This window comes from Streptomyces sp. NBC_00083, from assembly GCF_026343295.1.
Lineage (GTDB): Bacteria > Actinomycetota > Actinomycetes > Streptomycetales > Streptomycetaceae > Streptomyces.
In genome coordinates, this window is sequence record NZ_JAPELY010000001.1 from 1518712 (window position 1) to 1536405 (window position 17694).

At 73.3% G+C, this 17694-nt stretch carries 15 protein-coding genes; 6 read left to right on the forward strand and 9 right to left on the reverse strand.

Annotation, left to right across the window (positions count from 1 at the left end):
* The first annotated feature begins 143 nt into the window (after positions 1-143).
* From thiE to OOJ98_RS06595, 3 genes are all read left to right on the forward strand, one after another.
* Entirely contained in the window at positions 144-794 is a 651-nt protein-coding gene (thiE, locus tag OOJ98_RS06585) for a thiamine phosphate synthase (RefSeq protein WP_267053668.1), read from the forward strand.
* 151 nt (positions 795-945) lie between these two features.
* On the forward strand, positions 946-1863 hold the full coding sequence (gene metF, locus OOJ98_RS06590; RefSeq protein ID WP_267053669.1) for a methylenetetrahydrofolate reductase [NAD(P)H]: 918 nt from the start codon (positions 946-948) through the stop codon (positions 1861-1863).
* A 61-nt stretch (positions 1864-1924) separates the two neighbouring features.
* Positions 1925-2848 carry a hypothetical protein gene (locus OOJ98_RS06595; protein ID WP_267053670.1) on the forward strand — a complete coding sequence of 308 codons (924 nt, stop codon included), beginning with the start codon at positions 1925-1927 and terminating at the stop codon, positions 2846-2848.
* A gap of 61 nt (positions 2849-2909) precedes the next feature.
* Here the strand turns inward: OOJ98_RS06595 and OOJ98_RS06600 are convergent, their stop codons facing one another.
* The 5 genes from OOJ98_RS06600 to OOJ98_RS06620 form a co-directional block, all read right to left on the reverse strand.
* Complete coding sequence (locus OOJ98_RS06600; protein ID WP_267053671.1) at positions 2910-4421, reverse strand: NAD(P)/FAD-dependent oxidoreductase; 1512 nt, start codon at positions 4419-4421, stop codon at positions 2910-2912.
* Positions 4422-4452: 31 nt separating this feature from the next.
* Entirely contained in the window at positions 4453-5070 is a 618-nt protein-coding gene (locus OOJ98_RS06605; RefSeq protein WP_267053672.1) for a DUF4126 domain-containing protein, read from the reverse strand.
* Positions 5071-5419: 349 nt separating this feature from the next.
* A complete protein-coding gene (locus tag OOJ98_RS06610; protein WP_267053673.1) occupies positions 5420-6028 on the reverse strand; it encodes a TetR/AcrR family transcriptional regulator in 609 nt (202 codons plus the stop codon).
* An 11-nt stretch (positions 6029-6039) separates the two neighbouring features.
* Positions 6040-8124: a YhgE/Pip domain-containing protein gene (locus tag OOJ98_RS06615; protein ID WP_267053674.1), complete on the reverse strand. Its 2085-nt coding sequence runs from the start codon at positions 8122-8124 to the stop codon at positions 6040-6042.
* Complete coding sequence (locus tag OOJ98_RS06620; RefSeq protein ID WP_267053675.1) at positions 8096-8875, reverse strand: ATP-binding cassette domain-containing protein; 780 nt, start codon at positions 8873-8875, stop codon at positions 8096-8098. The genes OOJ98_RS06615 and OOJ98_RS06620 overlap by 29 nt, the downstream gene beginning before the upstream one ends.
* 198 nt (positions 8876-9073) lie before the next feature.
* On the opposite strand from OOJ98_RS06620, the gene OOJ98_RS06625 reads away from it, so the two are divergent.
* The 3 genes from OOJ98_RS06625 (at position 9074) to OOJ98_RS06635 (ending at position 11322) form a co-directional block, all read left to right on the forward strand.
* A complete protein-coding gene (locus tag OOJ98_RS06625) occupies positions 9074-9613 on the forward strand; it encodes an SAV_6107 family HEPN domain-containing protein (RefSeq protein WP_267053676.1) in 540 nt (179 codons plus the stop codon).
* Positions 9614-9897: 284 nt separating this feature from the next.
* On the forward strand, positions 9898-10656 hold the full coding sequence (locus tag OOJ98_RS06630) for a bifunctional 2-polyprenyl-6-hydroxyphenol methylase/3-demethylubiquinol 3-O-methyltransferase UbiG (RefSeq protein WP_267053677.1): 759 nt from the start codon (positions 9898-9900) through the stop codon (positions 10654-10656).
* Between the two features lie 276 nt (positions 10657-10932).
* Positions 10933-11322, forward strand: coding sequence for a DUF3040 domain-containing protein (locus tag OOJ98_RS06635; protein WP_267053678.1), 390 nt, complete (start codon positions 10933-10935; stop codon positions 11320-11322).
* Positions 11323-11884: 562 nt separating this feature from the next.
* On the opposite strand, the gene OOJ98_RS06640 is transcribed toward OOJ98_RS06635, so the two are convergent.
* From OOJ98_RS06640 to OOJ98_RS06655, 4 genes are all read right to left on the reverse strand, one after another.
* The gene (locus OOJ98_RS06640) at positions 11885-14323 is read right to left on the reverse strand and encodes a DUF3488 and transglutaminase-like domain-containing protein (RefSeq protein WP_267053679.1); all 2439 of its coding nucleotides are present in this window, start codon (positions 14321-14323) and stop codon (positions 11885-11887) included.
* Positions 14320-15690 carry a DUF58 domain-containing protein gene (locus tag OOJ98_RS06645; protein WP_267053680.1) on the reverse strand — a complete coding sequence of 457 codons (1371 nt, stop codon included), beginning with the start codon at positions 15688-15690 and terminating at the stop codon, positions 14320-14322. The genes OOJ98_RS06640 and OOJ98_RS06645 overlap by 4 nt, the downstream gene beginning before the upstream one ends.
* Positions 15690-16700 (reverse strand): MoxR family ATPase, encoded by a 1011-nt coding sequence (locus OOJ98_RS06650; RefSeq protein WP_267053681.1) that lies wholly within the window; start codon positions 16698-16700, stop codon positions 15690-15692. Before OOJ98_RS06650 ends, OOJ98_RS06645 begins: the two co-directional genes overlap by 1 nt.
* A gap of 201 nt (positions 16701-16901) precedes the next feature.
* On the reverse strand, positions 16902-17468 hold the full coding sequence (locus tag OOJ98_RS06655; RefSeq protein ID WP_267053682.1) for a carbonic anhydrase: 567 nt from the start codon (positions 17466-17468) through the stop codon (positions 16902-16904).
* Between the last annotated feature and the right edge of the window lie 226 nt (positions 17469-17694).

Genomic DNA, 17694 nt, shown 5'->3' on the forward strand with positions numbered 1-17694 from the left:
CCACCCGACAGTGCCGACGCCCGCGGGTGTACGGTCCGGTCCACCCGGCCCGTACACCCGCGCCCGGCCCGCAGCGCAGCTCGCCGCCGATCGGCCCCGGCGCTGCGGAAGAACGAACGAACGACTTCTACGGGGGACCCTCCATGCCCACGGCCCGTGAGCAGCTCGCCGACGCCCGGCTCTACCTGTGCACCGACGCGCGCCGGCGCCAGGGCGACCTGCCGGAGTTCCTGGACGCCGTCCTGTCCTCCGGTGTGGACATCGTGCAGCTGCGGGACAAGGGCATGGAGGCCGCCGAAGAGCTGGATCACCTGGCCGTCTTCGCGGACGCGTGCCGCAGGCACGGCAAGCTGCTCTCGGTGAACGACCGGGCCGACGTCGCCCACGCCATCGGCGCCGACGTGCTGCACCTGGGCCAGGGCGACCTGCCCGTGCCGGCCGCTCGGGCCATCCTGGGCGCCGAGGTGCTGATCGGCCGCTCCACGCACGCCGAGGCGGAGGCCGCCGCGGCCGCCGCGGAGCCGGGCGTCGACTACTTCTGCACCGGCCCCTGCTGGCCCACCCCCACCAAGCCGGGCCGCCACGCGCCGGGCCTGGACCTGGTGCGTTACACCGCCTCGCTCGGCACCGACCGCCCCTGGTTCGCGATCGGCGGGATCGACGCGGACAACCTGGACGAGGTGCTGGACGCGGGCGCGGACCGCGTCGTCGTGGTCCGGGCGATCACCGAGGCGGCCGACCCGGCGGCAGCCGCCGCCGACCTGGCCAAGAGGGTCCGGGAGCGGCTCGGCTAGCCGCGACGGCGAGCCGCCGGGCGGCCCCGGCAGACCGCGCGCCGGCCGTCTCGTGCCGGATCGTGTCCGAGGAGTGGACGGAAGTCCGACAATGTGGACAATTTACCCCCGTTCTGTTGGGGGACCGACCACCCCTGGCTAACCTGCAAGTATGGCCCTTGGCACTGCTTCCACCAGGACTGATCGCGCACGAACGGTGCGCGACATGCTCGCGACCGGCGAGACCACGTACTCCTTCGAGTTCTACGCGCCCAAGACCGAGAAGGGTGAGCGGAACCTCTGGAACGCGCTGCGCCGGGTCGAGGCGGTCGCCCCCGACTTCGTCTCCGTGACGTACGGGGCCGGCGGCACCACCCGTACCGGCACCGTCGAGGCCACCCAGCAGATCGCCGAGGACACCACCCTCACCCCGGTCGCCCACCTCACCGCCGTCGGGCACTCGATCGCCGAACTGCGCCACACGGTGGGCCAGTACGCCGACGCGGGGATCCGCAACATCCTCGCGGTGCGCGGCGACCCGAAGGGCGACCCGATGGGGGAGTGGGTCAAGCACCCCCAGGGCGTGACGTACGCGGCCGAACTGGTCTCGCTCATCCGGGAGTCCGGTGACTTCTGCGTCGGCGTCGCCGCCTTCCCCGAGATGCACCCCCGCTCCACCGACTGGGATTCCGACATCCGGAACTTCGTGGACAAGTGCCGCGCGGGCGCCGACTACGCCATCACGCAGATGTTCTTCGAGCCCACGAACTACGCGCGCCTGCGCGACCGCGTCGAAGCGGCCGGCTGCCAGACCCCGATCATCCCCGAGGTCCTGCCCGTGACCAGCGTGAAGCAGCTGGAGCGACTGCCCCAGCTCAGCACCGCGGTCTTCCCGGCGGACCTCAGGGACAGGATGCTGGCGGCCAAGGACGATCCGGCCGCTGTACGCTCCATGGGCATCGAGTTCGCCACTGAGTTCTGCTCACGGCTGCTCGCCGATGGCGTTCCCGGGTTGCACTTCATTACCCTCAACAACTCCACGGCGACGCTCGAAATCTACGAGAATCTCGGTCTGCACCAGCAGGCGTAGCCGGAAACCGGTACCCGGGTCAGGGGAGAGCCGCACCCGGGGCAGGAGAAGAGGGGCGTACATGGGCTGGACGGTCCTCTACATCGCGTTCGCGTTCGTCGCGCTGTGGCTGCTGGGGGAAGTGCTGCTCCAGTACAAGGCCCGGCTGCGCTGGCGGCTGCTGGCCTTCACCGGCTTCCTCGGCGTGGTCCTCGGCGTCATGCTCTCCTCGGTCTTCGTGATCATCCTGGGCGCGATCGCCTTCGCCGTCGGCCAGGTGTACGTGACGCTCTCCTTCCGGCGCGGCTTCTCCACCGGCTGGGCGCTGGGCGGCAGGCCGGGCGCGAGCCGCCGTCGCAGGGCGGCCCGCAAGGGCGCCCCCGAGGCGGAGCCGGTCCTCGAAGTCACAGGCCTCCAGTACGAGGACGGGGACGGGGACGGGGCCGGGCCGGACGGCAGCACGGACTCCAACGGGCAGGCGCCGCACGGCGATTCGGTCTACGAGCCGCAGCCGATGCCCGACGAGACCGGGCAGTACGGCATCTACAGCCCCGCGCAGCAGGCCCAGGCGCAGGCCGCCCCCCACGGCGAGCCGCAGTACGGCGCGTACGACCCGCAGCAGCCCTACGCCGACCCGTACGCCGATCCCTACGCCCCGCAGTACGACGAGAGCGGCGCCGGACAGCAGCAGTACGCCGCCTACTCCGACCCGTACATCGGCAACAGCGGCCAGGCGTACGGCACCTACCAGGGCTACGACAGCTTCGGCGGGCAGCAGCAGCCCTACTCCGACCCGCTCGCCGCGCAGTACGGCACGGACACCCCGCCCGGCGGCGTCTGGGTGCCGCAACAGCGCGACGGGGAGCAGGCGTACGCCCCGTACGAGCAGTTGCAGGGCCAGCAGCCGCCGCAGCCGTACGACCCGAACCACCCGAACCAGGCGTACGACCCGGCGCACCCGGATCTGCCGCCGTACCAGCCCGAGCAGCAGCACTACCGCTACTAGGGCCGGCCGCTCCGCGCGCCACCGGTGCGGGCGGCGGCCGGGCCGCGCCGGGCGGCGGGGCTCACCGCGAGCCCCGGAAGTCCTCCCCCTCCACGATCAGCCCGGCCACCAGCGCGCCGGACATCCCCGCGTGGGCGAGCCCGCCGCCCGGGTGGGACCAGCCGCCCGCCAGATGGAGGCCCGGCAGGCCGGTGGTGTTGGCGGGGTGCAGCAGCGCGGCGTCGGCGCCGGCCAGCGAGGGGGCGGGCACCGAGCCGCCCTCCGCGCCGGTCGCCAGGGCCACCTCCACCGGGGTGCGGACCTCGTGCCACAGCAGGCGCTCGCGCAGGCCGGGCACGGCCCGCTCGGCAGCCCCGATCAACTCCTCCGCGTACCGCCCGACCAGTGCCCCGTCCGTCCAGTCGACCGGGCCGTGCGGGGCGACGGTCGCCGTCAGGGTCACCGCCTCGTGGTCGTCGTCCGGCCGTACCGCGGGGTCGTCGGGGCGCAGCACCGTGACCGTGGGCGGCGCGGTGTGCGGGCCCGTGAAGGCGGCGCGCGCCTCGGCCGCGGCGTCCGGCGCGTGCACCACCGTGCGGTGCGCGGTGTCCGACGGGCGTGCGCCGCGCAGCGCGAGCAGCACCGTGAACCGGCTCGGCCGGGCCGGGCCGCCGGGGCGGACCTCCTCCGGCCCCCACAGTGTGCGGCCGGGCAGCATGCGGTGGAGGCCGCGCGGATCCGCGCCGCACACCACCCGGTCCGCGTCCACGGCCGTGCCGTCCGCCAGCTCGACGCCCGCCGCCCGGCCGTCCTTCGCGCGGATCAGCGTCACCTCGGCGTCGAAGACGAACGTGACCTTCCTGGCCAGACAGCGCTCGTACATCGCGCGCGCCAGCTCCCGGGTGCCGCCGCGCACGTACCAACTGCCGAAGGTCTGCTCCATGTACGGCAGCACGGCCGCGGCGGCCGGGGCCGTGCCCGGGTCGAGGCCGTACTCCAGCGCATAGCTCTCCAGGAGCGCGCCGAGCCGGCCGCCCCCGAGCTCCTGTGCCGTGACCTCGCCGAGCGTGGTGGCCCGGCGGGGCGAGCGCAGCAGGCGGCGCCGCTCAAGGGCGGGGTAGGGCTCGCGGGCCAGCACCTGCCAGTTGGGCCACAGGGGCTCTTCGAGGAGCGGTCTGCGCGTACGGTCCCAGGTCTCCCTCGCGCGGCCGAGGAAGGCCCCCCAGCGCTCGCCCGCGCCCCCGCCGAGGGCGGTGTCCAGGGCGGCGACCACACCGGCGCGTGAGGCGTTGGGCAGTGAGACCTCGCTGCCGTCGGCGAAGAGGTGGCGCGAGGCCGGGTCCACCGGCGCGAGCTCCACGCAGCTCTCCAGCGGCTCCTTGCCGGTCTTCACGAACAGGTCGCGGTAGACGGCGGGCAGCCGCAGCAGAGCGGGGCCGGTGTCGAACACGAACCCGTCCCGCTCGAACCGTCCCAGTGCGCCGCCGTACGTCGACGAGCGCTCGTACACCGTCACCCGGTGGCCTGCCACGGCCAGCCGGGCGGCAGCCGCCATGGCGCCCGCACCGGCGCCGATCACCGCAATCCGTGCCATGCCGGCGACTTTATCCGCCGCCACCGACACCTCACTCCGGCGGTCGTGCCACCCCGGCCGCGGCCAGCCGCTTCTCCTCGCGGCGCTGCGCCCTGCGCCGCCGGAAACGGCGGATCCTGCGCCACAGCACGACCAGTATCACGATGCCGAGCAGGAGGAGCGTGCCCGCGATCACGGCCGCCGCGACCGGATGGAAGATCGCGAAACTTATGATCCCGGCGACGCCCAGGTCCTCCGCCGTGCTCAGCGCGATGTTGCTGAACGGCTCGGGCGAGGTGTTCACCGCCATCCGCGTCCCGGCCTTCACGAGATGGCTCATCAGCGCGGTCGAACCGCCGACGGCGCCCGCCGCGAGATCCGGCAGCGACCCGTTCTGCCCGGCCAGCAGCGCGCCCACGACGGCCCCGGCGATGGGCCGGATCACGGTGTGCACGGAGTCCCAGACGGAGTCGACGTACGGGATCTTGTCCGCGACCACCTCGCAGAGGAACAGCACTCCGGCGGCGATGAGCACATCGGGCCGCTGGAGGGCGTCGGGCACCTCGTCGCTGAGCCCGGTGGCCCCGAAGATCCCGAGCAGCAGAACCACCGCGTAGGCGTTGATCCCACTGGCCCAGCCACTGGTGAAGACGAGCGGGAGTACGGACACGCCCCAGATCGTAGCCAGTTCCGGCCGGGGTGCACTGAGGACGCGTACGGGCGTCTGAGTACGCGTACTCAGATCACGAGATGAGTAGCCGAACGGATGGGCCGCGACCTGCCCGGACGGGATGGTTGAGGCCACGGAAGGGGCGCGGCGCCGGTACCGCCGGCACGGGGCGGCGGAACCGGCGCGGCTCCCCCGACGTGACGGGGGTACGGGGGGAGACCCGGGGGGACGTACGGGGGAAAGCGCCGGGCCGGCGTGGTTCAGGGGGACTGAACCACGCCGGCCCGGCGTGCTGTCCGGGGCGCGTCCCGGACCGGTGTCCGGCCGCTCGCGCGCCGGGGTGGGTCCGTCAGCGTCCGCCCACGCGGCCGTGGAGCAGCCTTGACAGCGCCGCGTGGACGTCGTCGAGGGAACGCTCGCTCTGGAAGGCCTGCCAGTCGAGCGCGGCCACCAGGACCATGCCGACGAGGGCCGCCGCCGTGAGCGGGATGTCGATCTCCTCGCTCAGTTCGCCGTCCGCCACCGCGTCCCTCAGCACCCGCTCCACGACGGCCACCGCCTCCTGGCGCACCACCAGGAGCGTCGACTGCCAGGCGCGGTTGGTGCGCCACAGCTCGGCGACGTACAGCTGGGTGAAGGCCGGGTAGCGGTGGATGAAGCCGAGGCCGGCCCGGATCATCGCGTCCAGGGCCTCGATCCTGGTGCCGCCCCGCTCGTCCGTCTCGTCCGCCGCCGCCTGCAAGGACGCGGTCAGCAGACCCACGCCGTGGCGCAGCAGCTCCTCGAAGAGCTCGGTCTTGCTCTTGAAGTTGTAGTAGACCGTGCCCTTGGCGACCCCGGCCCGCTCGGCGATCTCGTCCACCGTGGTGGCCGAGAAACCCTGCTCGGCGATGAGCGTCACGGCGGCCTCGTACAACTTCTGCCGGGTCGCCTGGCGTCTGGTGCTGCTGCTCTCCATGGCGTCGATTCTCACAGGCTCAGCTCGGGGTGCAGACGGTCGAGCGACCACACCTGCTTCTGCCGGGCGGACAGCGCGGTCAGGGCGAGGGCGCCCGCGGTGAACGCCGTGAGGACCGCGCAGCCCTGCCACACCACGCCCAGGTCGCCGCCGGTGATCAGCCTGCGCAGGCCGTCCACGACGTAACTCATGGGCAGGTAGGGGTGGATGGCGTTGAAGAACGCCGGGCTCGTCTGGACGGGGTAGGTGCCGCCCGCCGAGGTCAGCTGGAGCATCAGGACGGCGAGCACCAGGATGCGCCCGGCCGCCCCGAACTTGGCGTTCAGCCACTGGACGATCGCCGCGAAGCAGCAGGTGGTCAGCGCCAGATAGCCCAGCGTTCCGGCGGTCCGCTGCATTTCGAGCCCGAGCCCGAAGTGCAGCACCGCCATCAGCGCGGCGACCTGGAGCACCCCGATCGCCGCCACCGGCAGCCATCCGGCGAACGCGATCCGCCAGGCCGAGGCACCGGCGGCGAGAGCGCGCCGGTTGAGCGGCTGGATCAGCATGTACGCCACCATCGCGCCCACCCACAGGGAGAGCGGGATGAAGTACGGGGCGAAGCCGGTGCCGTAGTTGGGCGCCTTGTGCATCGCCTGCGAGGCCAGTTTGACCGGGTCGGCCATCACCTCGGTGCGCTGGTCGCGCTGCTGCTTGTCGTAGTCCGGGATCTTCCCGACGCCGTCGTGCAGGCCGTTCGACAGCTGGACGGAGCCGTCGGACAGCTTGACGATCCCGCCGTCGAGGGCGCCCGCGCCCGTCTTCAGCTTGCCGATGCCCGTGTCGAGGTCGGCGGAGCCGGTCTTGGCGGTGCCGAGGCCCGTGTGGATGTCGGCCGCGCCCTTGGCGACGGCGTGCGCGCCCTTGTTGAGCGTGTTGATCGCGGCGACCTTCTGCTCCAGGTCGCTGGAGAGGTGCGGCGCCTTCGCGGCCAGGCCGCGGGCCTTGGTCTGGAGGTCTTCGAGGCTCTTGTCGAGCTTCTTGAAGTCACCCCCCTGGTCCTTGACGAGGTCGTTGACGTCCGCGGTGAGGGTCGCGCCGGTGGCCATCGCCTTCTTGGCCTCCTTCAGCTTCGGACAGACCTGGCCCTCGGTGGACGTGTCCACACAGAGCTGCTGATAGAGGGCGTCCAGGTCCTGGGAGGCCTTGCGGGTGCCGGCGGCCGCCGCGGGTGCCAGGTCGATGATGTGCGTGAGCTGGTCGCGTACCGGCTGGATCGAGTCGGCGAGGAGCTTCGCCGCGTCGCCGACCGCCTTGCCGTTGTCCTTGAGGTACGGACGCACCTGGCCCGCCACGCCGTTGACCTGGTCCGCGAGTTGCTGGGTGCCGTCGGCGACCTGCTGGGCGCCGCCGGCCAGGGTGCCCGCGCCGGTGTCGAGCTTGGCGACGCCGCCGGCCAGCTTGCCGCTGCCGTCCTTGGCGTCCTTGAGCCCGTCGGCCAGCTGCTGGGAGCCGTCCTTGGCCTTGTCGAGCCCGTCCTTGAGGTCGCCCGCCCCCTTGGCGGCCTTCTCGGTCTGGTCGTGGAGGTCGCCGAACGAGATGAAGATCTTGTCGAGGAACGAACGCGACGCCTTGGTGGAGGCCGCGGCGCGCACCTCGGAGAAGACCGAGCGGGAGATCGAGCCGACGATGTAGTTGTTGGCGTCGTTGGTCCGCACCTGGAGCGCGCCGGTCTCGGGGGAGGCGCCGGAGCTGGACGCGATTCGCTTGCTGAAGTCGGCGGGCATGGTCAGGGACAGGTAGTACGTGCCCTTCTCCAGGCCCCTGCGCGCCTCGGCGTCGCTGACCTCGTGCCATTCGAAGGTCTTGCTGTCGCGCAGCTTCGCGCTGAGGTCGTCACCGGCGTGCAGCTTCTGCCCGGCGGCGTCGGCGCCCTGGTCGTCGTTGACCAGGGCGACGGGTATCCGGTCGAGACGGCCGTAGGGATCCCAGAACGAACACAGGTACAGCGCGCCGTACAGCAGCGGCAGCAGGAGCAGCGCGACCAGGGCGGCCCGCGGCATCCGCCCCCTGCCGAACCGCTTCAGCTCAAGCGCTGCCAGTCGTGGCGAACGCATCGGCCGCCCCCTCCCCGCTCGTGGCCCCGCCCTCGGCGCCGGTCTGTGTCGTCGTCACGGTGGTGTCCGCCTCGGCGGGCGCGTCGCCGCACACCGCGAGCACGGTGGTGCCGCCGTCGGCCAGGGACCGCAGCAGCGCCCAGGCCGCCGCGCGTTCGGCGTCGGAGAGCTTCATGTCGGTGTCGTCCACCGCGAGCAGCCGGGGCCGCTGGATCATCGCGAGGGCCACCGAGAGCCGCAGCGCCTCCAGGCGCTCCAGGTCCCGTACGGAGGTGCGGTCCCGCTTGGGCAGCGAGTCGAGGTCGAGCCCCGCGGCGGCGAGCGCCTCCTCGATCAGCGCGCGGGCCTCGGCCCGGCGCCGCGCGGGGGAGCGCAGCAGCGCCCGTACCGAGCCGTCGTAGCGCCGCTGGAGCATCACGCGCTCCCGCAGGTGCTCGGCGACGGTGAGGGCGGGGTCGAGCTCGCTGACCCCGGGCACCTGGCCGAGCGCGCTGATCCGCCGCACGGCGGCCATCTTGCGGGGGAGCTGGTGCCCGCCCACCCGCGCCCAGCCCTCGGCGGGCTTCATCCGGCCGGTGAGGGCGAGCAGCAGGCAGGTGCGGCCGGAGCCGGATGGCCCGGTGACCGCGACGAGTGAGCCGGGGGCCGCGTCGACGGCGATGCCCCGGAAGGCCCAGCCGCGCGGCCCCTTGAGTCCGAAGCCCTCGGCGCGGATCGCGGCGCCGGTCGCTTCCGAGTGCGGGCTGTCCACATTCCCCCCTGCTCTCGCGTCCCCCGGACCGCATCACCGGCCCACTTTTGAACTGACTGGTCAGTACAAAAGATAGCCGTCCCTGGTGCCCGAGGCAAAGCAGCAGGTCAGAGAGGGATTCGGGGGTAATTGTCAGTGGTGCCCCTCACGATGGGCACATACGGCCACAGTGCCGTCACAGACGACAGGAGGTTCGTCATGGCCAGCTCCCACGCAGCAGCTGTACCCCGGCGCCGCGCAAGCAGCCCTGCCCCCTCACTGAACGGTGCCGCGAACGACGTCCACCCCGTCCTGCGCCGGGCCGGCGCACCGCCCGCCGCGCTCGACCTGCTCGCCCAGGCGCGCGGCGGCCTCGACGAGGCGGCGGTCCTCGACACCCCCAACGAGCGGTACGCGACGGCCCACCTGGCGGCCCTGCGCACGGCGGCCGCCGTCCTCGCCGCGCGGGGCCGCCCCGAAACCAGCGCGCGCCGGCGGCAGCGCATCCGCAGCGCCTGGGAGGTGCTCCCGGAAATAGCGCCCGAACTGACGGAGTGGAGCGCCCTGTTCGCCTCGGGGGCGGACCGGCGGGCCCGCGCCGAAGCCGGCATCCAGGGCGCGGCCACGAGGCGGGACGCGGACGATCTGCTCCGCGACGCGGCGATGTTCCTGCGCCTGGTCGAGCGTCTCCTCGTCCTCCAGCCGGTGCTGCCCCAGCCGAGGCCGCGCGAGCCGGAGGAGGGGCAGGGGCAGGGCTGAGCCGTGCACGCGGGCGGTGCGGGGGAGGGAGGTCTTCGGCGCGGGCCGGTGTCGGTGCGCGCGGCGGGCCGGGGCGTGCCGGAAGCGGGCGCCGAGGGGGCGTCGGCGCAGGCGGGCGGGGAGGGGCGCGGTTGATCGGGGGCGGACCGGGGAGGCAATAGGGTGGACGCGTCGTCACCCTGTTCCCCCTGCCCCGCCCCCTCCGCGTCACCTCGTCCCGCGTCCACTTCCCACGTCTTCCCACGCCGCGTCCGCGGCGGCACCGCGCCAAGGAGTCAACTGCCGTGTCGGACCCCATGCGCCCCCGCGCCTCCCTTCGTACCGCCGTGGTCTGGGAGGTCCTCAAGGAAGCGCTCGACCGCCGGGTCAAGGCGACCGGGCGCGAGGCCCTCGACGTCCTGGACACCGGTGGCGGCTCCGGCAACTTCGCGGTGCCGCTGGCCGCCCTCGGCCACCGCGTCACCGTCGTCGACCCCAGCCCCAACGCGCTCTTCGCGCTGGAGCGCAGGGCCGCCGAGGCCGGGGTGGCCGAGCGGGTCCAGGGCGTCCAGGGCGATGTGCTCGGCCTCTTCGACGTGGTGGAGCGCGGCGGCTACGACGCGGTGCTGTGCCACGGCGTCCTGGAGTACGTCGAGGACCCGGCGGAAGGCGTACGCAACGCGGTGGACGCGCTGCGTCCGGAAGGCGCGCTGAGCCTGCTCGCGGCGGGGCTCGGCGGCGCGGTGCTCGCGCGCGCCCTCGCCGGACACTTCACCGAGGCCCGGCACGCGCTCTCCGACCCGGCCGGCCGCTGGGGCGCCGGCGACCCCGTCCCGCACCGGTTCACCGCGGATCAGCTGATCGAGCTGGTCGGGGCGGCCGGGGCGACCGCCGGGGCGGTGCACGGCGTACGGGTCTTCGCCGACCTCGTCCCCGGCGTCCTCGTGGACACCGAGCCGGGCGCCCTCGACGGGCTCCTCAAGCTGGAGGCCGCCGCCGCCGAACTGCCGGCCTTCCACGCGGTCGCCACCCAGCTGCACGTACTGGGTGAGAAGCGCGGCTGACCCCGTACGGGCTCTCCCCGGCGGGCTGATCAGCGGCGCTGTGCCGCATGGAGTACGCCACAGGCCCCCCGATCGGCGGCTTCGCCCCGTATGATCGGGGGACACCGTCCGGCATGACGGATCGACTCTTGGGGAATTGAATCTCCACAGCCGAGCCGCCGTGGCGGCCCGGCTGGTGAATTGGCGTAGAGGGCGGGTTTCACGGGGGCGATTCCCTGCCTATCCTGAAGGGGCCGCATCCGGTCGCCCCCCGCGACCGACGAGTAGGAGGACTCCGTGCCGCTCTCGGAGCACGAGCAGCGCATGCTCGAGCAGATGGAGCGAGCGCTGTACGCCGAAGATCCCAAGTTCGCGACAGCGCTTGAGGGAAGCGGGCTGCGTACGTACACCCGGCGACGGGTCTACCAGGCGGTCGCCGGCTTCCTGGTGGGTATCGCGCTCCTCATGGCAGGAATGGTCGCGCAGCAGATCTGGATCAGTGTGGTGGGGTTCCTCGTCATGCTCGGATGTGCGGTGCTCGCGGTGACCGGCTGGCGCAAGGCGCCGCGGCCCGGTGAACAGGCTCGTGGTGTCGGTTCCGCGGCGGCTCGGCCGGCTCGGCAGCGGCGGTCCGTCATGGACCGGATCGAGCAGCGCTGGCAGCGGCGTCGCGACGAGGGGCGCTAGCGGCGCCCCGCTCCGACCCGAACCAAGGGGCGACCACCGGTCGAGGTGGCCGCCCCTCGGCATGCGCCGGGCGGGCTGAGGTTGCCTCTGCCGGGCATGCTGCCCGGACCGACCCCGCTGGGGGCGCGGGGAACTGCGCGAGACGCGGGCACGGTCTGCAGACGAAAGCGGGGTTGCCGGGGCTCCGCCCCAGACCCCGTTCGCGCCTGAAGGGCGCTCGTCCTCAAACGCCGGACGGGCTGGGGTGGCCCGGGATCAGCACCCTGCCGGGGTTAGCCCACCTAGGGGCGCGGGGAACTGCGCGACCAGCCACGCACGGTCCGCACCCGAAGGCGGGGTTGCTGGGGCTCCGCCCCAAACCCCGGGGATTGGCCCCACCCCACCCCTTCCCGAAACCCTCCGGGGGTAAGAGTCGGGCTGAGGTACAGGCTCCTGGGGCTCCACCCCAGACCCTGTTTGCGCCTGAACGGCGCTCGTCCTCAAATGCCGGACGGGCTGAAGACGCGGTGACTGGCCACCCTGCCAAGGTCCACCCACCTAGGGGCGCGGGGAACTGCGCGGGCTAAGCCGGATCCGTGAGACCCCCCGCCGCAGAGCCTCCGTCACCGCCCCGCCGCCGGAGGCGGCCCGTGAGGGCCCGGGTGCGGGCCGCGGACGCCTCGCGCAGGCGGGTCCAGCGGAGCGACACCGCCCAGATCACTCGGACAGCTGAGCGCGGCGCGAGAATCGCCCGCACCGACTCGACGCGCGACGCACCCGCCCGAAGCCCCGCCGTCACGCGGGCCACATCGTCCACCAGGCCCGGCGTGGGCCGGGGGTCCGGGGCGTACAGGACCTGCTCCACCGCGCCCGCCGCCCGCTGGACCGAGTCCGCCGCCGCCCCGTCGAGGCGGCCCAGCAGGACCACCCGCGTCGCGGCCTTGCGGGGGGTCAGGGAGTCGTCGGGCGGGATGCCGTGGTCCCAGGCCGTGTCGGTGATCTCCTGCCACGCGGCGAGCGTCCGCGCCACCGTGTCGGCCGGGGTGCGGCCGCCGGAGCCGAGCCGCCGGGACCGCACCCGCCTGCGCCACAGCAGCGGCAGGAAGGGCAGCACCAGCAGCACGGCCACACCCAGGACCGTACCGACGAGGGCCGGGGCCGAGGGGCCGCTGTCCGTCGGGCCCGCCACGGCCGCCGCGGCGCTGGGGCCGCAGTCGCCGAGGCGCCGAGCGCTCGGGGGGCAGGAGTCGGCGGCGGAGGGCGCGGCCGACGGCTCGGCCTGGGCGCTCCTGGCCGGCTGAGCCGGGCCGCTGGGAGTGCCCGCCGGCGTCTCCTGGCGGGTGTAGTCGGGCGCGCTGCCCCGCGTCGGCGTCGGCTCGAAGCGCGTCCAGCCCACACCCTCGAAGTACAGCTCCGGCCAGGCGTGGGCGTCGCGCAGCCCCACCGACATCGTGCCGTCCGAGCGCGGCTCACCCGGGGTGAAGCCCACCGCGACCCGGGCGGGAATGCCCAGGGTGCGGGCCATCGCGGCCATCGAGAAGGAGAAGTGGACGCAGAAGCCCTGCTTCTCCTTGAGGAAGTTGGCTATGGCCTCGGTGCCGCTGCCCGACGAGACGTGCGTGTTGTAGGTGAAGCCGCCGGTGGTGGCGAACCAGTCCTGGAGCTTGACCGCCCGCTCGTAGTTGTTGGCGGCGCCGCTCGTGACCTGCCGCGCGGTCGCGCCCACCACCGAGGGCAGCGAGTCGGGAACGCGCGTGTACTCCTTGATCAGGCTCGCGGGCGGCGTCGAGGCCTGGGCCAGCTGGGCCGCCGTCGGCCGCACCTGGAGGCTGGAGACGGTGTACTGCGCGCCCCGCGTCGTCTGCTTGCGGTCGCCCACCAGGGTCCGGCCCACCGGCTCGAACCGCCAGTCGCCCTTGATCTTCACCTGGGTCGCGGGGAACGGCATCGGCAGCCAGCTCTGCGCGTACCAGCCGGCCGCCGAGATGCTCGTCTGGACCTCCGTGGTGCCGACCGCGGGGCTCAGCCCGTCCGGCGGCGGCAGCGGATCGGGCACGTCCGTGATGTGGCGCTCCGAGGACTTCCAGGACGCCCCGTCGAACTCGTCGAGTGCGACGATCCGCAGATACATCTCCTGGGTGTCCTGCGCGTTGGTGTTGTACCGCATCACCTCGCGGTCCTCGGGCTGGTTGAGGCTGTTCTGCAGCGACACCAGCGGGTTGACCGCGGAGATGGTCCCGCCGACCCCGTCGCCGCCCGCGCCGCCCGCGCCGGGCCCGAGCAGGCCGCTGTCCAGGGCGGGCAGCATCGCCGGGATCACCAGCGCGATGCCGAGTGCGAGCGCCCCGATGCGCCGTCCGGTACGGACCGGGGCCAGCGGCGCCGAGTTCTCGAAGAGGCCCTCCTTGGGCCGGCCCGCCCGCGCCGAGCCGCTGAAGACCCGGCCCCACTGCGACAGCCGGTCGCGGCCCTCGGCGAGCAGGAGCAGCAGATAGCCGGCGGCCGCGAAGACGAACCAGAGCCAGCTCGCGCCGCCCGACGAGAGCCCGGCGGCCACCGAGTACAGGGCGAGCAGCGGCAGCCCCGCGGGCGCGGCACTGCGGAACGTCACCGCGAGCGCGTCCACCGCGAGCCCGATGAGCAGTACCCCGCCGACCATCATCAGGCGGATGCCAGGAGTCGCGGGCGCCGGTATCGCGTACTGCCCGACGTCCGAACCGCCCTGCTGGAGCAGCGCGTTGAGCTGGACGAAGGCGTCGGGCCCCGGCAGCACCCCGGCGATCGCCTGCTGCCGCGCGAAGACCAGCGTCAGCAGCAGGAGCGCCACCGCGGCCTGGGCGAGCACGGTGAGCGGGCGGGCCAGCGGCACCCGGCGCGCCAGTGCCCCCACCGTGCTCACGATCGCCAGCAGGAAGGCGGCCTGGACGATCCACAGTGCGGGATCGACCAGCGGCAGCATCGAGCACGACGCCATCACCGTGGCCGCGTAGGCGCACAGCGCCAGCCGTCCGCGCCCGCTCATGACCATCCCCCTGCCGTGCCGGCCGCGCCACCGGGCGCCGCTCCCGTGTTCGTACGTTCCCGGCCCGCGGTGCGCCACAGGTCGGACAGGACCGCGCCCGGCCGCACCGGGAGCGCCGTCCAGCCGCCCTCGCGCAGCAGCCGCAGCGACTCCTCGACGGGGCCGGGCTCCGGTGCGCCGTGCGTCCACTCGCCGCTGTCGAGCACGAAGGCGACGGCCGAGCCGCTGCGCCGCCGCATCTTCGCGGCGACCGCCGCCTGTTCCTCGTCGAGATCGCCGAAGAAGCCGACGAGCAGCCCTTCGTTGCCGCCGCGCAGCACGTCGTACGCGCGGGAGAGGCCGCCGCCGTCGGAGTGGTCGACGACCGCGAGGGTGTCCATCATCAGGCCCGCCGCGTCCGTCGAGTCCTGGCCGGAGCCCGCGAAGCCGCCCGAGCCCTCGCCCGGCACCGAGGTGCCGGTGTCGGTCAACAGCCGCACGGAGAAGCCCCGTTCGAGCATGTGCACCAGGGCGGAGGCGGCGCCCGAGACCGCCCATTCGAAGGCCGAGTCGGGGCCCGCGCCCGCGTAGGCGATGGACCGGGTGTCGAGCAGCACGGTGCATCTGGCCCGCTGCGGCTGCTCCTCGCGGCGCACCATCAGCTCGCCGTAGCGCGCGGTGGAGCGCCAGTGCACCCGGCGCAGGTCGTCGCCGTGCCGGTAGCCGCGCGGAATGACGTCGTCCTCACCGGCGAGCGCGAGCGAGCGGTGCCGCCCGTCGCCGTACCCCGCGGCCTCGCCGGAGAGCCGCACCGGCGGCAGCGGTTCGGTCCTCGGGATGACGGTGAGCGTGTCGTACGCGCTGAAGGCGCGGGTCAGCTCGCACATGCCGAACGGGTCGGTGAGGCGCAGCTGGAGCGGGCCGAGCGGGTAGCGTCCGCGCAGGTCGGAGCGGACCCGGTAGGACACCTCGCGCTTGCCGCCCGCCTCGACCCGGTCGAGCACGAAGCGCGGGCGCGGCCCGAGCACGTACGGCACCCGGTCCTGGAGCATGAGCAGGCCGGTGGGCAGTCGCGAGATGTTGTCGATCCGCAGCTGGACGCGGGCCTCGGACCCGGCCGGGACCCGGCCGGGGGAGAGCCGGCGGCTGCCGGCCACGCGGTAGCGGGTGCGGTAGAGCACCACCGTGCAGACCACCGGGAGCACCGCGAGCAGCAGTCCGACCCGCAGCAGGTCCTCCTGGCCGAGGACGAAGGCGCAGATCGCGGCGGCCACGCCGGCCGCGAGGAAGGAGCGGCCGCGGGTGGTCAGGCCGGAGAGGGCGGCGCGGACGCCGCCCTTGGCCTGCTCGTCGGCGGAGTCGGCGGGGAGCTCCCCGGCCGCCGCCATCACAGCCGCCGGGCGCCGGGCGGACGCTGGCCGTACACCGGGTTCCCGGCCTGCGGAACGGGCGTGTGCTGGAGGATCTCCAGGACGACCTGCTCGGCGGTGCGCCGGTTGAGCTGGGCCTGAGCGGTGGGCAGCAGCCGGTGCGCGAGGACGGCCACGGCGAGCGCCTGGACGTCGTCGGGCAGCGCGTACTCCCGGCCGCTCAGGGCGGCGGACGCCTTCGCGGCGCGCAGCAGATGGAGCGTGGCGCGCGGCGAGGCGCCGAGTCTGAGGTCCGGGTGGCTGCGGGTCGCGCCGACCAGCTGCACCGCGTACCGCCGTACCGCGTCGGCCACGTGCACGCCGCGGACCGCGTCGATCAGCTTCACGATGTCGTGGGCGTGCGCCACCGGCTGGAGGTCGTCGAGCGGGGAGACGGCGCCGTGCACGTCGAGCATCTTGAGCTCGGCCTCGGCGCTCGGGTAGCCCATCGACACCCGGGCCATGAACCGGTCGCGCTGGGCCTCGGGGAGGGGGTAGGTGCCCTCCATCTCCACCGGGTTCTGGGTGGCGACCACCATGAAGGGGCTGGGCAGTTCGTAGGTCTGCCCGTCGATGGTGACCTGCCGCTCCTCCATGGACTCCAGGAGCGCGGACTGGGTCTTGGGCGAGGCGCGGTTGATCTCGTCGCCGATCACGATCTGCGCGAAGATGGCGCCCGGCTTGAACTCGAAGTCCCGCCGCTGCTGGTCGTAGATCGACACACCGGTGATGTCCGACGGCAGCAGGTCCGGCGTGAACTGGATGCGCCGCACCGAACAGTCGATGGATCTGGCCAGTGTCTTGGCCAGCATGGTCTTGCCCACGCCGGGCACGTCCTCGATGAGGAGGTGCCCTTCCGCGAGCAGTACGGTCAGCGAAAGCCGTACGACCTCGGGCTTGCCCTCGATCACGCTCTCCACCGACTCGCGGACTCGCTCCGCTGTGGCGGTCAGATCGTTGAGGCTCGCTCGGTCGTCATAGGTCGTCACCCGGCCCTCCTCGGCCCTTTCATACGGGCCGCCGCACAGCGAACGGCCCGGCCCACCCCGGCATACGGACACCACGGCCGAAGGGTTCGGTCCGATGTCACAGCCGCATTCTTGTTGCCGTTGCCGCGTCGTGTCACTCGCCCGAGGCCAACCGCGGGGGATTCATACGGAGTTGTCCCCCTATTTCCGTTCCTGGGATGCTCAGTCGACCGGGTCGACCTCCCGCAGCAGACCCGTCGCCACGTCGAAGACGAAGCCCCGCACGTCGTCGACGTGCGGCAGGAACGGCGAGGTCCGCACCCGCTGCATCGACTGGCGTACGTCCTGGTCGGCGTCGCGGAACGACTCGACGGCCCAGGCCGGCCGCTGCCCCACCTCGACCTCCAGGTCGTGCCGGAACTCCTCGGTGAGCGACTCCATGCCGCACCCGGTGTGGTGCACCAGCATGACGCTGGTGGTTCCGAGCGCGCGCTGGCTGATGGTGAGGGAGCGGATCACGTCGTCGGTGACCACGCCGCCCGCGTTGCGGATCGTGTGGCAGTCGCCGAGTTCGAGCCCGAGAGCGGCGTGCAGGTCGAGCCGGGCGTCCATGCAGGCCACGACGGCGACGTGGAGGACGGGGCGGGCGTCCATGCCGGGGTTGCCGAAGGCGGCGGCGTACTGGCGGTTCGCCTCGACCAGCCGGTCGGTCACCGTGCCGCCGTCGCGGACGGTGAGGTGCGGGCGGGGGGCAGGAGCCTCTGCGGGTATGTGCGCAGGAGTCGACATGTATACGACGGTAGCCGCCGCCGATCTCCCGGTCGCGCCCTGCGGGCGGAAAAAGACCGTCAACTCGGGCGCCTGTGAGGTACCCCACAGGCTTCACCACCGCTCACCCGAACGAGTGAAAAAAGTGCTCGGCGGCGCGCTGAAGGGTTGATTGACCGGAAGGACGAGTGGACTAAAGTGGCGCGAAGTGGGAGGCGTGACACGGTCTCCCCGTTTGCGCAACCCA

Bases quoted from the DNA above. Each gene is read 5' to 3' on its own strand.
- OOJ98_RS06600 (WP_267053671.1), bottom strand. From the start codon at position 4,421: ATGGCACGGATTGCGGTGATCGGCGCCGGTGCGGGCGCCATGGCGGCT.
- OOJ98_RS06625 (WP_267053676.1), top strand. From the start codon at position 9,074: ATGGCCAGCTCCCACGCAGCAGCTGTACCCCGGCGCCGCGCAAGCAGC.
- OOJ98_RS06610 (WP_267053673.1), bottom strand. From the start codon at position 6,028: ATGGAGAGCAGCAGCACCAGACGCCAGGCGACCCGGCAGAAGTTGTAC.
- OOJ98_RS06655 (WP_267053682.1), bottom strand. From the start codon at position 17,468: ATGTCGACTCCTGCGCACATACCCGCAGAGGCTCCTGCCCCCCGCCCG.
- metF (WP_267053669.1), top strand. From the start codon at position 946: ATGGCCCTTGGCACTGCTTCCACCAGGACTGATCGCGCACGAACGGTG.
- thiE (WP_267053668.1), top strand. From the start codon at position 144: ATGCCCACGGCCCGTGAGCAGCTCGCCGACGCCCGGCTCTACCTGTGC.
- OOJ98_RS06615 (WP_267053674.1), bottom strand. From the start codon at position 8,124: ATGCGTTCGCCACGACTGGCAGCGCTTGAGCTGAAGCGGTTCGGCAGG.
- OOJ98_RS06645 (WP_267053680.1), bottom strand. From the start codon at position 15,690: ATGGCGGCGGCCGGGGAGCTCCCCGCCGACTCCGCCGACGAGCAGGCC.
- OOJ98_RS06640 (WP_267053679.1), bottom strand. From the start codon at position 14,323: ATGAGCGGGCGCGGACGGCTGGCGCTGTGCGCCTACGCGGCCACGGTG.
- OOJ98_RS06595 (WP_267053670.1), top strand. From the start codon at position 1,925: ATGGGCTGGACGGTCCTCTACATCGCGTTCGCGTTCGTCGCGCTGTGG.